11 protein-coding genes are annotated in these 12,786 nt (G+C 70.1%); 4 read left to right on the top strand and 7 right to left on the bottom strand.

The features are described 5' to 3' along the window. Positions 1-47 precede the first annotated feature (47 nt). Positions 48-1,517, bottom strand: coding sequence for an amino acid permease (locus ACZ6R6_RS12030; protein WP_470092565.1), 1,470 nt, complete (start codon positions 1,515-1,517; stop codon positions 48-50). 154 nt (positions 1,518-1,671) lie between these two features. On the opposite strand from ACZ6R6_RS12030, the gene ACZ6R6_RS12025 reads away from it, so the two are divergent. Further along, positions 1,672-2,334, top strand: coding sequence for a DedA family protein (locus ACZ6R6_RS12025; protein WP_470092563.1), 663 nt, complete (start codon positions 1,672-1,674; stop codon positions 2,332-2,334). Here ACZ6R6_RS12025 and dxs read toward each other — a convergent pair. Then, the gene (dxs, locus tag ACZ6R6_RS12020) at positions 2,279-4,198 is read right to left on the bottom strand and encodes a 1-deoxy-D-xylulose-5-phosphate synthase (RefSeq protein ID WP_306867674.1); all 1,920 of its coding nucleotides are present in this window, start codon (positions 4,196-4,198) and stop codon (positions 2,279-2,281) included. The two genes, ACZ6R6_RS12025 and dxs, sit on opposite strands and share 56 nt — an antisense overlap. Positions 4,199-4,365: 167 nt before the next feature. Here dxs and ACZ6R6_RS12015 point away from each other — a divergent pair, with 167 nt between their 5' ends. The 3 genes from ACZ6R6_RS12015 to ACZ6R6_RS12005 all read left to right on the top strand — a co-directional run bounded on the left by ACZ6R6_RS12015 (position 4,366) and on the right by ACZ6R6_RS12005 (position 6,774). After that, on the top strand, positions 4,366-5,157 hold the full coding sequence (locus ACZ6R6_RS12015; protein ID WP_470092561.1) for a neutral zinc metallopeptidase: 792 nt from the start codon (positions 4,366-4,368) through the stop codon (positions 5,155-5,157). A 90-nt stretch (positions 5,158-5,247) separates the two neighbouring features. After that, positions 5,248-6,027 carry a neutral zinc metallopeptidase gene (locus ACZ6R6_RS12010; protein ID WP_470092559.1) on the top strand — a complete coding sequence of 260 codons (780 nt, stop codon included), beginning with the start codon at positions 5,248-5,250 and terminating at the stop codon, positions 6,025-6,027. Between the two features lie 222 nt (positions 6,028-6,249). Continuing rightward, positions 6,250-6,774 (top strand): hypothetical protein, encoded by a 525-nt coding sequence (locus ACZ6R6_RS12005; RefSeq protein ID WP_470092557.1) that lies wholly within the window; start codon positions 6,250-6,252, stop codon positions 6,772-6,774. Positions 6,775-6,856: 82 nt separating this feature from the next. On the opposite strand, the gene ACZ6R6_RS12000 is transcribed toward ACZ6R6_RS12005, so the two are convergent. The 5 genes from ACZ6R6_RS12000 to ACZ6R6_RS11980 all read right to left on the bottom strand — a co-directional run bounded on the left by ACZ6R6_RS12000 (position 6,857) and on the right by ACZ6R6_RS11980 (position 12,564). Beyond that, positions 6,857-8,062, bottom strand: a complete 1,206-nt coding sequence (locus ACZ6R6_RS12000) for an ROK family transcriptional regulator (RefSeq protein ID WP_470092555.1) — start codon at positions 8,060-8,062, stop codon at positions 6,857-6,859. Positions 8,063-8,097: 35 nt separating this feature from the next. Then, positions 8,098-9,345: a sugar ABC transporter permease gene (locus tag ACZ6R6_RS11995; RefSeq protein WP_306867665.1), complete on the bottom strand. Its 1,248-nt coding sequence runs from the start codon at positions 9,343-9,345 to the stop codon at positions 8,098-8,100. Further along, on the bottom strand, positions 9,342-10,106 hold the full coding sequence (locus ACZ6R6_RS11990; protein ID WP_470092553.1) for an ATP-binding cassette domain-containing protein: 765 nt from the start codon (positions 10,104-10,106) through the stop codon (positions 9,342-9,344). Before ACZ6R6_RS11990 ends, ACZ6R6_RS11995 begins: the two co-directional genes overlap by 4 nt. A gap of 62 nt (positions 10,107-10,168) precedes the next feature. Further along, positions 10,169-11,284 carry a sugar ABC transporter substrate-binding protein gene (locus ACZ6R6_RS11985; RefSeq protein ID WP_470092551.1) on the bottom strand — a complete coding sequence of 372 codons (1,116 nt, stop codon included), beginning with the start codon at positions 11,282-11,284 and terminating at the stop codon, positions 10,169-10,171. Between the two features lie 677 nt (positions 11,285-11,961). Then, positions 11,962-12,564 (bottom strand): TetR/AcrR family transcriptional regulator, encoded by a 603-nt coding sequence (locus ACZ6R6_RS11980; protein WP_470092549.1) that lies wholly within the window; start codon positions 12,562-12,564, stop codon positions 11,962-11,964. Between the last annotated feature and the right edge of the window lie 222 nt (positions 12,565-12,786).

Below are 12,786 nucleotides of genomic sequence, written 5' to 3'. Positions count from 1 at the left end.
GCCGGGCCGCACTCCGTGCCGTCCGCGGGCGGACCCGGCCGCGGCGGCTACCGGCCCGTCAGCGGCTGCCGCGCCACCCGGCTGTGGCGGTAGCCGTAGGTGACGTAGACGACGACGCCGATGATCATCCAGATGACGAACCTGAGCCAGGTCTCCACCGGCAGGTTGAGCATGAGGTAGAGGCAGGCCAGCACCGACAGGATCGGCACCAGCGGGACCAGCGGGGTGCGGAAGGAGCGCGGGAGGTCGGGGCGGGTGCGCCGCAGGATGACCACCGCGATCGAGACGATCACGAACGCGAAGAGCGTGCCGATGTTGACCAGTTCGGCGATCGTCGACAGCGGCACCAGCCCCGCCAGGACCGCCACGATGACGCCCATCAGGATGGTGATCCGGTACGGCGTGCCGAACCTCGGGTGCACCTTGGACAGCCCGCGCGGCAGCAGGTTGTCACGGGACATCGCGAACAGCACCCGCGACTGGCCCAGCATGAGGATCATCACGACGGTGGTCAGGCCAGCCAGGGCGCCGATGCTGATGAGCGTCGCCGCCCAGGTCTGGCCGACCGCCTTGAACGCGTCCGCCAGCGGCGCGGCCTCGCTGAGCTGCGAGTAGGGCTGCATGCCGACGACGACCAGGGAGACGGCGACGTACAGCACGGTGCAGATGACGAGCGAGGCGATGATGCCGATCGGCAGGTCGCGCTGGGGGTTGCGGGTCTCCTCCGCCGCGGTGGCCACCACGTCGAAGCCGATGTAGGCGAAGAACACGATCGCCGCGGCGCTGAAGATGCCCAGCACGCCGAAGGCGACGGGGGTGATCCCGAACAGCACCTGGATCAGCGGCGCCGCCAGGCCCCCCACGGCGGGGGTGGGCTTGGCCGGCGGGATGAACGGGCTGTAGTTGGCCCCGTTGATGAAGAACAGCCCCGCCACGATGACGAGCAGCACCACCGCGATCTTGATCGTGACGACGATCAGGTTGAACCGTGAGGAGAGCTTGATCCCGGCGACCAGGATCGCGGTGAGCGCCAGCACGACCAGCGCCGCCGGCAGGTTGAAGGTCGCCCCCTCCCCGGCGATCGCACTGGGCAGCGTTATCCCCAGGGACGACAGCAGCGAGGTCAGGTAGCCCGACCAGCCGACCGCCACGACCGCGGCGCCCAGCGCCATCTCCAGTGTCAGGTCCCAGCCGATGATCCAGGCGGGGAACTCACCGAGCGTGGCGAAGGAGAAGGTGTAGGCCGAGCCCGCCACCGGCACGGTGGAGGCGAACTCCGCGTAGCAGAGCGCGGCCAGCGCGCAGACGATCCCGGCGGCCACGAACGACAGGGCGACCGCGGGACCGGCCAGGTCCCTGGCCACCCGGCCGGTGAGGACGAAGATGCCGGTGCCCACGATGACGCCGATGCCGAAGACGGTCAGGTCGATGGCGGAGAGGTCCTTGCGCAGCCGATGCTCGGGCTCTTCGGTGTCGCGGATCGACTGTTCTATCGACTTGACGCGGAAAACCTCCATGGGATCCCCCTTGACCATCTGGAGTCGTTGTCATCCACAGATCAAGTCATGCCCATCTGATCAACGGCTGAACGGTGGACTAGGGGTTCTTTCGGGGAAAGTCCCGATGCCCTGGGCCCCTCCGGCGCGGCAACATCAGGTCATGCTCTTGGACATGCTGGGACAGTTAGACCCATATCTGGTCGGCGCGGTGCTGCTGGTGGTGCTGGCGCTGGACGGTTCCCTGCTGATCGGGGCCGTGCTCCCCGGGGACGCGGCGATCGTCGTGGCGGGGACGGCGCTGACGGGTCCCGCCGAAGTCGTGGTGGCGGCGGTCGCCGGGGTGGCCGGATGCTATCTGGGTGCCACCGGCGGCTGGCTGATCGGCCGCCGGTACGGCTCGCGGGTGCGCCACAGCAGGGCCGGGCGCTGGATCGGCGAGCACCGCTGGGCCCGGGCCGAGCGGATGGCCACCGGCGAGGGCGGCGGCCCCGCCCTCGCCGCCGCCTACTTCCTGCCCGTGGTCAACTCGCTGACCCCCATCCTCGCCGGGACCCTCGGCATGCCCTACCGCCGGTTCATCCGCTGGGCGCTGGCCGGCGGCACGGTCTGGGTGAGCACCTATCTGGTGCTCGGCTCCCTCGCGGGCGACTTCGTCCGGCACAACGAGCACCTGACGGTGCCGATCGCCGGATGCCTCGCCATCCTGGCCGCCGGCCTCATGGTGATCGGCCGGCGGGTCCGGGCGGCCAGGGCCGTCGAGGTCAGCGAGGTCAGCGAGGTCAGCGAGCCGGATGGTTCTCCAGCACCGCGGACCGCTTCGCCACCGCCTCGGTGATCTCGCGGGCGATGTCCTGCGAGTTCAGGCCGATCTCGTTGAGGATCTTCGCCCGCTTGGCGTGGTCGAGGAAGCGCTGCGGGATGCCGTAGGTGCGGACCGGGACGTCCACGTCGGCGTCGCGCAGCATGCGGGCGACCGCGTCGCCGACGCCGCCCACCCGGCCGTTGTCCTCGACCACCACGACCAGCTTGTGCGCGCCGGCGGCCAGCACCAGCGCCTCGTCCAGCGGCTTGACCCAGCGCGGGTCCACCACGGTGGCCGAGATCCCCTGCGCGTCGAGCAGGGCGGCGGCCTCCAGGCACAGCTCGGCCATCGGGCCGACGGAGACGATCAGCACGTCGGCGTCGCCGGCGCGCAGCACGTCCATCCCGCCGAGCTGCCCGACCGCCTCGATCTCGGTGGCCACCGGCCCCTTGGGGTAGCGGACGACGGTGGGGCCGTCGTCGACGGCCACCGCCTCGGCCAGCAGCTCGCGCAGGCGCGGCTCGTCACGCGGGACCGCGACGGACAGGCCCGGGACGACCTGGAGGATCGACAGGTCCCACATGCCGTTGTGGCTGGCGCCGTCGTCGCCGGTGACGCCCGCCCGGTCGAGCACGACCGTGACCGGCAGCCGGTGCAGGGCGACGTCCATGAGGAGCTGGTCGAAGGCCCGGTTGAGGAAGGTCGCGTAGACCGCCACCACCGGGTGGAGCCCGCCGAGCGCCAGGCCGGCGGCGCTGGTCAGGGCGTGCTGCTCGGCGATGCCGACGTCGTAGAGGCGGTCGGGGTAGGCCTCGGAGAACGGGATCAGGCCGGTCGGGCCGAGCATCGCGGCGGTGATCGCCACGATGTCCTGCCGCTCGGCGCCCAGCCGTACGATCTCCTGGCTGAAGACGTTGGTCCAGCCGTGCGGCTTGGGCTTCTCCTCACCGGTCAGCGGGTCGAAGACGCCCGGCGAGTGGAAGCAGTCCTCGTCGTGGTTCTCGGCGAAGGAGTAGCCGAAGCCCTTCTTGGTGAGCACGTGGACGATGACCGGGCGGCGGAAGCCGCGGGCCTTGCGCAGCGCGGTCTCCACGGCCTGCTCGTCGTGACCGTCGACCAGCCCGATGTATTTCAGGCCGAGGTCCTCGAACATGACCTGCGGGGCCAGGACATCCTTGATGCCCTTCTTCACGCCGTGCAGCGCGTCGTAGACCGGGGGCCCCACCACCGGGACCTTCGTCAGGTTGTCCTTGACGAACTCCAGCACGTCCTCGTAGCGCTGGGTGGCGCGCAGCGAGGCCAGGTGCGAGGCGAGGCCGCCGATGGTCGGCGAGTAGGAGCGGCCGTTGTCATTGACCACGATGATCAGCGGCAGGTCCTTGTGCGCGGCGATGTTGTTGAGCGCCTCCCAGGCCATGCCCCCGGTGAGCGCCCCGTCGCCGATCACCGCCACGACCGTGCGGTCGGCCTCACGGCGCAGCTTGTAGGCCTTGGCCAGGCCGTCGGCGTACGACAGCGCGGTCGAGGCGTGGGAGTTCTCGATGATGTCGTGCTCGGACTCCGCCTGGCTCGGGTAGCCCGACAGGCCGCCCTCCTGGCGGAGCGTCTCGAACCGCCCGGCGCGGCCGGTGAGCATCTTGTGGACGTACGCCTGGTGGCCGGTGTCCCAGAGGATGCGGTCGCGCGGCGAGTCGAAGACCCGGTGCAGGGCGATCGTGAGCTCGACCACGCCGAGGTTGGGCCCCAGGTGGCCTCCGATGCGGGCCGTGGAGCTGACCAGCAGATCGCGGATCTCGGCGGCGAGCCGGGGCAGCTCCTCGGCTCCCAGCAGCTTCAGGTCCCGTGGCCCCTTGACCGATTCCAGAAGACTGCCAGGCCGTCCGGTCCGCTCACTCACGGAATCATCCCCTCTGTCCAGTCAGCATCAGACCGAGTCTAGTTCGCGCGGTGGGCGCTCCTCCCAGGGACGAGGATTCTGCACGTTTTATTCACACTTGCAATACCCTTTGCCTCACCATGAGCACTCTCCCCTTTAGGCAACTATCGTCACTCATCGTCGCTTCCTTGGCTTTTACCCTGGTCACGGGCGTCGGTGCCGCGAACGCCGCCACTCCGTCGACCGCCAAGGCCTCCGTCGCGAAGGAGCAGGCCGTACCGCGCGGCCGTACCGCCGCCACGGCCAACCCCATCTACCGGACGGGCACGCTGCCCGCCGTGAGCTGCACGACCGGACAGATCCGCGCGGGGAGCGCGGCCTCCTACAAGGTCTTCATGACCCGCGTCAACCGCTGTCTGAACCTGGCGTGGAAGACCCAGTTCAAGAAGGCGAGGCTGCCCTTCGCCCAGCCCAGGCTCCGCTTCACCACCACCAAGGTGGGCAGCCCCTGCGGCCGCTGGCCCGGCGGCGCGGGCGGCTACTACTGCTCAAGCAACCGCACCATCTACATCGGCGTCTTCCGCGACGTCCTGAAGAACCCCTACGCCCCCAACCACGCCCAGTTCATGGCGCACGAGTACGCCCACCACGTGCAGCAGCTGTCCGGCATCATGAACTACTACGGCCAGAGCGTCTGGCGGGCCAGGACCTCCACCAAGCTCGCCTTCTCCCGCCGCCTCGAACTGCAGGCCGACTGCCTGGGCTCCGCCTTCCTGCGGCAGATCGCCGACGACCTGCCGGTCGAGCAGGAGCAGTGGGACTCGATGGTCCGCTGGGTCTCCGAGAACGGCCACAAGACCTGGGCGTCCAACGACCACGGCAGGGGCCGCAGCCAGGCCTACTGGATGGAGCGCGGTTTCAACGCCGGCTCCCCGTCGGCGTGCAACACCTGGACCGCCTCCTCCCGTAGCGTCGCCTGACCCCTCTCCCGCCGATCATGCGGCCGTGCGCTCCCCGCACGGCCGCATTCCGCTTTACCCCCACCTGCGCCTCTACTAGGGTTCGGGATCATGCGTACCCCCCTCATCGCCATGCTGTCCGGCGTGCTCGCAAGCCTGCTGTTGACCGGTACGGCCGGCGCAGGCGTCGCGGAGCGGTCCGGACCGGCGCCCACGGGCAAGACGGCCCTGACCGCCAACCCGATCTACAGGACCGGGAAGCTCGAACTCAAGCAGTGCGAGGAACAGCCCGTCATCCCCAACGACCTCGACTCCTCACGGGTCTACCTCGAGTTCCTGATGGACTGCCTCAACGAGAGCTGGGAGTACCAGTTCGCCAAGGCGAAGCTGCCCTTCTCCAAGCCCAGGCTGGAGACGATCTCGCGCATCGGCCGCGCCACCGGCTGCGGCGCGTTCCCCGAGGGCGCCCAGGCGGTCTACTGCCCGGCCAACAAGAAGATCACCTTCTTCCTGGACCCGGGGATCCTCTCCCAGTCGACCGAGCTGTTCCTGTTCCAGGTGATGGCCCACGAGTACGGCCACCACGTGCAGCAGCTGTCCGGGATCATGGGTGCCGTCGCGAGCCGTCACTACAAGAACGACAAGGCCTTCCTCCCCGAGCTCCGCAAGGTCGAGCTCCAGGCCGAGTGCCTCAGCGGCGCCTTCATCGGCAGCGTCTGGCAGTCCCTGAACCGCCGTGAGTCCGACTTCACCTACGTCCTGCGCGCCGCCTACGACACCGCCACCCACGGCAAGGCCGCCAACATCGCCTACTGGCTGAAGCGCGGCTTCGACCAGGAGGGCCCCGGCGCCTGCAACACCTTCTCCGCCCCCAAGTCCAAGGTCGCCTGACCCCCACCGCACCCGCACCGAGAGCCACCCGCCGCCGTCCCACAGCCGCGCGCCGGGTGGCTTTCTTCTACCCGGGTACGGCGTGCGCCACCCCGGCGCCGGACACGGACGGCGACCGTCCGCCGACTCGGAGTATCGTGCCCTTACCGACCTGAACGCCTCCGCGCCACGGCAACACCAGGGTCGGCCCCCCGATCGCTCGATGGCGAGGAGAAGAACGCGTTGAACGCGACAGACGCACGCTTGCAGGCCCTGGAGACCGACGTGGCCGTGCTCCACCTGCGGACGGAGGAGAACAGGACGATGACTTCGGCGATGTTCGAGGTGCTCAACGACCTGCGCACGGTCACCACGGAGCTGCGGACGGAGGTGACGGGACTCAGGACGGACGTGACCGGACTCAGGACGGACGTGACCGAGCTCAGGACGGACGTGACCGAGCTCAGGACGGACGTGACCGAGCTCAGGACGGACGTGACCGGACTCAAGGCCGTCACCGACGACCTCCGCAGGGGCCAGGACGAGCTCCGCAGGGGCCAGAACGAGCTCCGGGCGAGCGTCGCCGGACTCCGGATCGCCACCACCGACCTGCAGAGCGGGCAGAACGAGCTCCGCTCGGACATGGTCTCCGTCAAGCGGTCCGTCGGGAGCCTGGAGACCTCGACGCGGCGGGTCGAGGACGACGTGGCCGAGCTCAAGGCCGGTCACGTCGAGCTGCGCAACCTGGTAGCCGGCCTGATCAAGTGACACGCGGCGGCCGCCGGCACTCCTCGGACGAGGGGTGCCGGCGGTTGTCCGTCCCCGGTCTGCTCCGCCGCCGTACGGGGCATCAGGAGCCCGCGCGGGCCAGGACTTCGAGGGGGTCGGCGAGGACCCGGGCGAAGGCGAGCTCGGCGGCGCCGACGAGGGTGGCGTCATCGCCGAGTGCCGAGGTGCGCAGGCGGAGGCCGTCGCGCGAGGGAGGCAGGGCGTCGACGGCCAGGCGGCTGCGGACCTGCGCGGCGGAGCCGAGGTAGACCTCCCGGAGCATGCCGCCGAAGATGACCATCTCGGGGTTGAACACGTTGACGAGGTTGGCGACGCCCAGGCCGAGCCAGTCGCCGACGCGGCTGAGCGCCGCCTGCGCGACGATGTCGCCGCGGTCGGCGGCGTCGACCACGTCACGGACGGCGTCCCTGCCCAGCTGGTGCGTGCCGGAGCGGCCGGCGGCCTCCAGCACGGCCCGCTCCCCCGCCTCGGCCTCCAGGCAGCCGAGCGAGCCGCAGCCGCACAGACGGCCCTTGGGGTTGACGATCATGTGCCCGACCTCCCCCCCGAAGCCGGCGTGGCCGCCCAGGAGCTGGCCGTTGACGATCACTCCGCCGCCGATGCCCACGTCCCCGTGGAGGTAGATGAGATCACGGCAGCCGACGCCGACCCCCCGGGTGTGCTCGGCGAGGGCGGCGAGGTTGGCGTCGTTGCCGACGGACACCGGCAGGCCGAGGGCCAGCTTGCGGGCCATCTCCTCGGCCAGCGGCACGTCCACCGAGTGCATGTTCGGCCCGAATCTGATGACCCCGTCGGCGCGGCCCACCCCGCCGGAGAAGGCCGCCGCCACCCCGACGCACACCGTGTCCGGCCGGGTCTTGCGGTGCATCTGCCGGGCGAACCCGGCCAGCGGGCCGACGATCTCCTCCAGTGAGAACGGCCCGCGCCGCCGTACCGCCTCGCGGCGGTCCAGGATCGTGCCCCCCAGGCCGACGCGGGCCGCGACCAGCCGGTCGACGCCCACGTCGAGGGCGAAGACGTAGACCCGGGCCGACTCCGGGCGCACCACGAGGGACGGGCGCCCGGCCCTGCCGGTCTCCCTGGGGAGCTCCTCCCTGACCAGGCCGGCGGCGGTCAGGTCGGCGGTGAGGGCCATGATGGTGCTGCGGTTGAGCCCCATCCGGCTGGTGAGCTCCGCACGCGAGGTCGGGCCGCCGAGGTGCACGTGGCGGAGGAGGGCGCCGAGGTTGTGGCGCCGGATCTCCTCCTGGGAGGGGCCAGCCCGCATCGTTTGGGTTTCCTTCGGGGGGTCGGGGTCGCTGATCACCTTAGACCAGTGGCTGCCGCCCGCTTGCGGGACAGTGCGTCCACCCCGGCGGCCAGCAGCAGGACCGAGCCGGTGACCATGAACTTCACGCCGGAGCTGTAGCCCATCAGGCCCATGCCGTTCTCGATGACCGCGACCACGGTGCCGCCGAGGATCGCGTCCAGCACCCGTCCCTTGCCGCCGAACAGGCTGGTCCCGCCGATGACGGCGGCGCCCACCGCGTACAGCAGCACGTTGCTGCCGCCGGTGTTGGGGTCGACCGAGCTGGCCCGGGAGGCGGCGATGATGCCGCCGACGGCGGCCATCGACGAGCAGATCACGAACGCGCTGATCTTCATCCGGTCGACGTTGATGCCCGCCCGGCGCGCGGCCTCGGCGTTGCCGCCGACCGCGTAGAGGTGACGGCCGAACGCGGTACGGCGGAGCACGAACGTCCAGATCAGCAGGAGCACCAGGATGACCGGGACCACGATCGGCATGCCCGCGAGCGAGACGACGGCCGCGTTACGGCTGCGCTCCACGTTGAGGAAGTAGACCGCGACCCCGCCGAGCAGGGCGAGGGCGCCCACCCGGACCGCGATCAGCGAGATCGGGTCGGATGTCAGGCCCCGGCCGATCCGCTTGCGCGCCCGCAGCAGCTGCAGCCCGGCGTAGGCGACGACTCCGGCGGCCAGCAGCGCCCAGCCCAGCGCGGGCGGGAGGTTCTTGTTGGCGACCGCGAGGATCGTCTCGTCGCGGATGGCGATGATGGTGCCGCCCTTGATCAGCAGCAGGACGAGCCCCTGGAAGGCCAGGAAGGCGGCGAGGGTCACCACGAACGAGGGGATCCCGAGTTTGGTGACGATGGAGCCGAGCGTGGCGCCGATCACCACGCCGGCCAGGATGGCCGCGGCCACCGCCACGTACCAGGGCAGCCCCTGGTTGGTCAGCAGGATCGCCAGGATCGAGGCGCAGACACCGCTGGCGAAGCCCGCCGACAGGTCGATCTCGCCGAGGAGCAGCACGAAGACCAGGCCCATGGCGATCACGGTGACCGCGGCGCCCTGGGTCAGCAGGTTGGCGAAGTTGCCCGCGGTGAGGAAGGAGGGGCGCAGGAGGGCGAAGACCGTGCAGAGCACCACCAGGCCGAACACCGCGGGCAGCGCGCCCATGTCGCCGCCGCGCACCCGCTCGGCGTAGCCGCGGACGTTGGCGCTGATCGAGGGTGCCTCGGCCCTGCGCTCGGGGGAAATCGTGGCGCTCATACCGTGACTCCGTTGGTGAGGCCGAGGTCCCCGCTCCGGCCAGAGGTGATCAGTTCGACGACCTGCGCGTGGGTGACGTCGGCGGTCTTCACCTGGGCCGCCATCCGGCCGAGGTAGAGGGCCGCGATCCGGTCGGACACGGCGAACACGTCGTTCATGTTGTGCGAGATGAGCACGACGGCCAGGCCCTGGTCGGCGAGGCGGCGGACCAGCTCCAGCACCTGTGCCGTCTGGGCCACGCCGAGAGCGGCGGTGGGCTCGTCGAGGATGACGACCTTGCTGTTCCAGAGCACGGCCTTGGCGATGGCGACGGTCTGCCGCTGGCCGCCGGAGAGGCTGGCGACGTGCTGGCGGATGGACTTGACGGTCCTGACCGACAGGCTCTCCAGGGTCCTGGCCGCCATCTCCTCCATCGTGTCCTCGTCGAGGACGATGCCGCGCCTGTGCTCGCGGCCGAGGAACATGTTCTGGACGATGTCGAGGTTGTCGCAGAGCGCGAGGTCCTGGTAGACGATCTCGATGCCCAGGTCCGCGGCGTCGCGCGGGCTGTGGATCTGGACGGGTCTGCCGTCGAAGAGATACTCGCCCGAGTCGATCGGGTGGATGCCGCCGACGCACTTGACGAGGGTGGACTTGCCCGCGCCGTTGTCGCCGACCAGGGCGGTCACCTCCCCGGGGTGGACGGAGAAGGCGACGTCGTGCAGGACCTGTACGGGACCGAAGCTCTTGTCGATCCCGCGGAGTTCCAGAACGGGGGTCATGTGTTGCTCCTCGGATGCAGGGGCACGGCCGGCGGAGTGCCGCCGGCCGCGCCCCCGGCGCGTTACTGGATTCCGGCCTCGGTGCACTTGGCGGCGTACTCGCCGGTGCACAGCTCGTCCTTGGTCACGTATCCGTCGGTGACGACGTCCTTGACGTTGTCGAGGAAGATGGCCTGCGGGTCGAGCAGGACGGCGGGCACGTCCGCGCCGCTCTCGGTGTCCTTCACCGAACCGCTCACCGTGGGCTTCTCGCCCTTGGCCAGCGCGATGGCGAGCTTGGAGCCCGCGTCGGCCTCCTTCTTGATCGCCTTGTAGACCGTCATGCACTGGTCGCCGGCGAGGATGTTCTGCAGGCCCTGCACGGTGGCGTCCTGGCCGGTGACCGGGACCTTGCCGTTGAGGTTGTTCTTCTTCAGCACCGTGATGGCGGCGTTGCCGAGGCCGTCGTTGGCGGCCAGCACACCGGCGATCTTCGGCTGCTCGGTGAGCATCTGCTCGAAGATCGTGCCCGCCTGGGCGTTGTCCCAGTCCGGCACGGACTGGTCCGGGCCCTTGATGTACTCCTTGGCGTCGTACTTGGGCTTGAGCACGCCGTCGTAGCCGTTCTTGAACAGCGTGGCGTTGTTGTCGGTGGGCGAGCCGTTGAGCTCGGCCACGATCGGCTTGTCGGCCTTCTTCTCGGTCAGGCACTTCACCAGGCCCTCGCCCTGCAGGGTGCCGACCTTGGTGTTGTCGAAGCTGACGTAGTAGGAGGCGCCGCCGTTCAGGGTCAGCCGGTCGTAGTCGATCGTGGCCACGCCCTGGGACTTGGCCTTGTCGAGGACGGCCTTGCCGGTGCCGCTGTCCAGGTTGACGATCATCAGCACGGTCGCGCCGTTGGTGATCATCTGGTCGGCGATGGTCTGGAACTGGGTCTTGTCACCCTGGGCGTTCTGGATGTCGTAGGCGACGCCCGCGGCCTTGAACGCCTCCTCCAGATACTTGCGGTCCGCGGTCTCCCAGCGGGCGGAGGACTTGCTGTCCGGCAGGATGACGCCGATCTTGCCGGCCGCCTTGTTCTCGGCGGGGGCGGCGCTGTTCTGGGCAGTGGTGGTGTCGCCGCTCTCGCCCCCGCAGGCGGTGAGACCGAGGGTCATCGCCGCAGCGGCGGCGGTCAGGCTGAGGATCCCCTTGCGCATGGTGCACGGGTCCTTTCTTCGAAAAGTTGGGGGGTCTGGGTGGGGCACGGTGAATTCGCCGGCGCGGCCCCCGGATCTCGGCTAGCCGTTCCGTTGAATGTTGTTTGCGGCAACGTATTCCGCCATTGGCCAGGAACGCCAGCCCCCCGATGGGTAAAGTTTGTTGTGGCCGGTAACAATCCAGAAACGCGGACTTAACCAGGCGCGCTCTGGAGGATCAGCGAGACGGCCGATGCCGCGGCCCGGCCGGGGATCGCACCCCGCCACCCAGGAGACGGCGGAGCCGGCGCGCTCCCGGAGCGGCAGGACCGACGCGGCGGACTCAGGTCATCCGACCTGGTCCACCTGGTCACAGGCCCGCGTTACCCGGTCCGGCAGGATCCGGCCCGGCAGGCCTCAACTGAGTACTACCCAATCCGGCACGGTCCAGCCCAGCGCCGCCCGGTTCAGCACGGTCCAGCCCGGCACGGCTCAACCCGGAACGACCGGACCGGGTCCAGCCCGGCACGGCTCAACCCGGCACGACCGGACCGGGTCCAGCCCGGCATGGCTCAACCCAGAACGGTCCAGGCCACGGGCCCGGCCGGACCAGGTCGGCGTGGTCGAGCGCCGCAGGACCGGCCCGGGCGCGGTCCGGCGCCGTGAGTTCCGGCGGCCCAGGCTCGGGGCGGCCGGGGTCAGATCGACAGGACGATGCTGTCGGGCACGGCGGCGAAGGTCTCGTCGAGCAGGCGGCCGAGCCCCTGACGCCCGCCCGCGCCGCCCGTCTCGGTCCATTCGAGCGCCGCGCACCGCCAGGCCGCGATCATGATCTCCACCGCGAGGCGGAGCCGTACGTCTCCCGCGAGCCCGGCGCGCGCGCCGACCCGCTCCACGGCGGCCCCGGTGGTGTCGTTGCAGTATCGCAGGCTGTGGGCCTGCACCGACGGCACCTTCGCGCAGAGCGCGCGGGCGGCCAGGAAGCGCCGCTCCCAGTCGTCGTCCATCTCGCCGAGACTCACGTCGAGCGTCTGCCGCAGGTAGGCCAGCAGCGGCCCCTGGAGCTCACGCGCGTCCACCTCCCGCAGCCACGTCGACCACAGCTCGGTGTCGGCGGCCAGCGCCACATCCTCCTTGGAGGGGAAGTTGCGGAAGAACGTGCGCTTGGACACATCCACCGCGTCGACCAGCTCGTCGAGCGTCGTGGCGTCGTAGCCCTTCTCCATGAACAGCCGCAGAGCCGTGTCCGTCAGCGCCTTACGGGTGCGGAGCTTCTTGCGTTCACGGAGCGGCATGGCCATGACGCCATCTTACCTCTCAGAGGCGGTTGCCCTTTGAATTCTTTTGCCATCTAGTGGCATTCACCTCCCGGTGGCCGCCAGGAGGATCCCTTGAGATCACGTCCGTTGCCGCCGGCGGTCGTGCCGCCCGGCTTCCTCGTCATCCCCGTGTCGATCTCGGGGGCCGCGGTCGCCCTGCCCGGCATGGGCGCCGATACGGACACGGCCGCACCCGGACCTCGG

The organism is Streptosporangium sp. NPDC048886 (assembly GCF_055586905.1).
The sequence above is the reverse complement of the archived record's forward strand: the minus strand, read 5'-3'. Positions and strand labels throughout refer to the sequence as shown.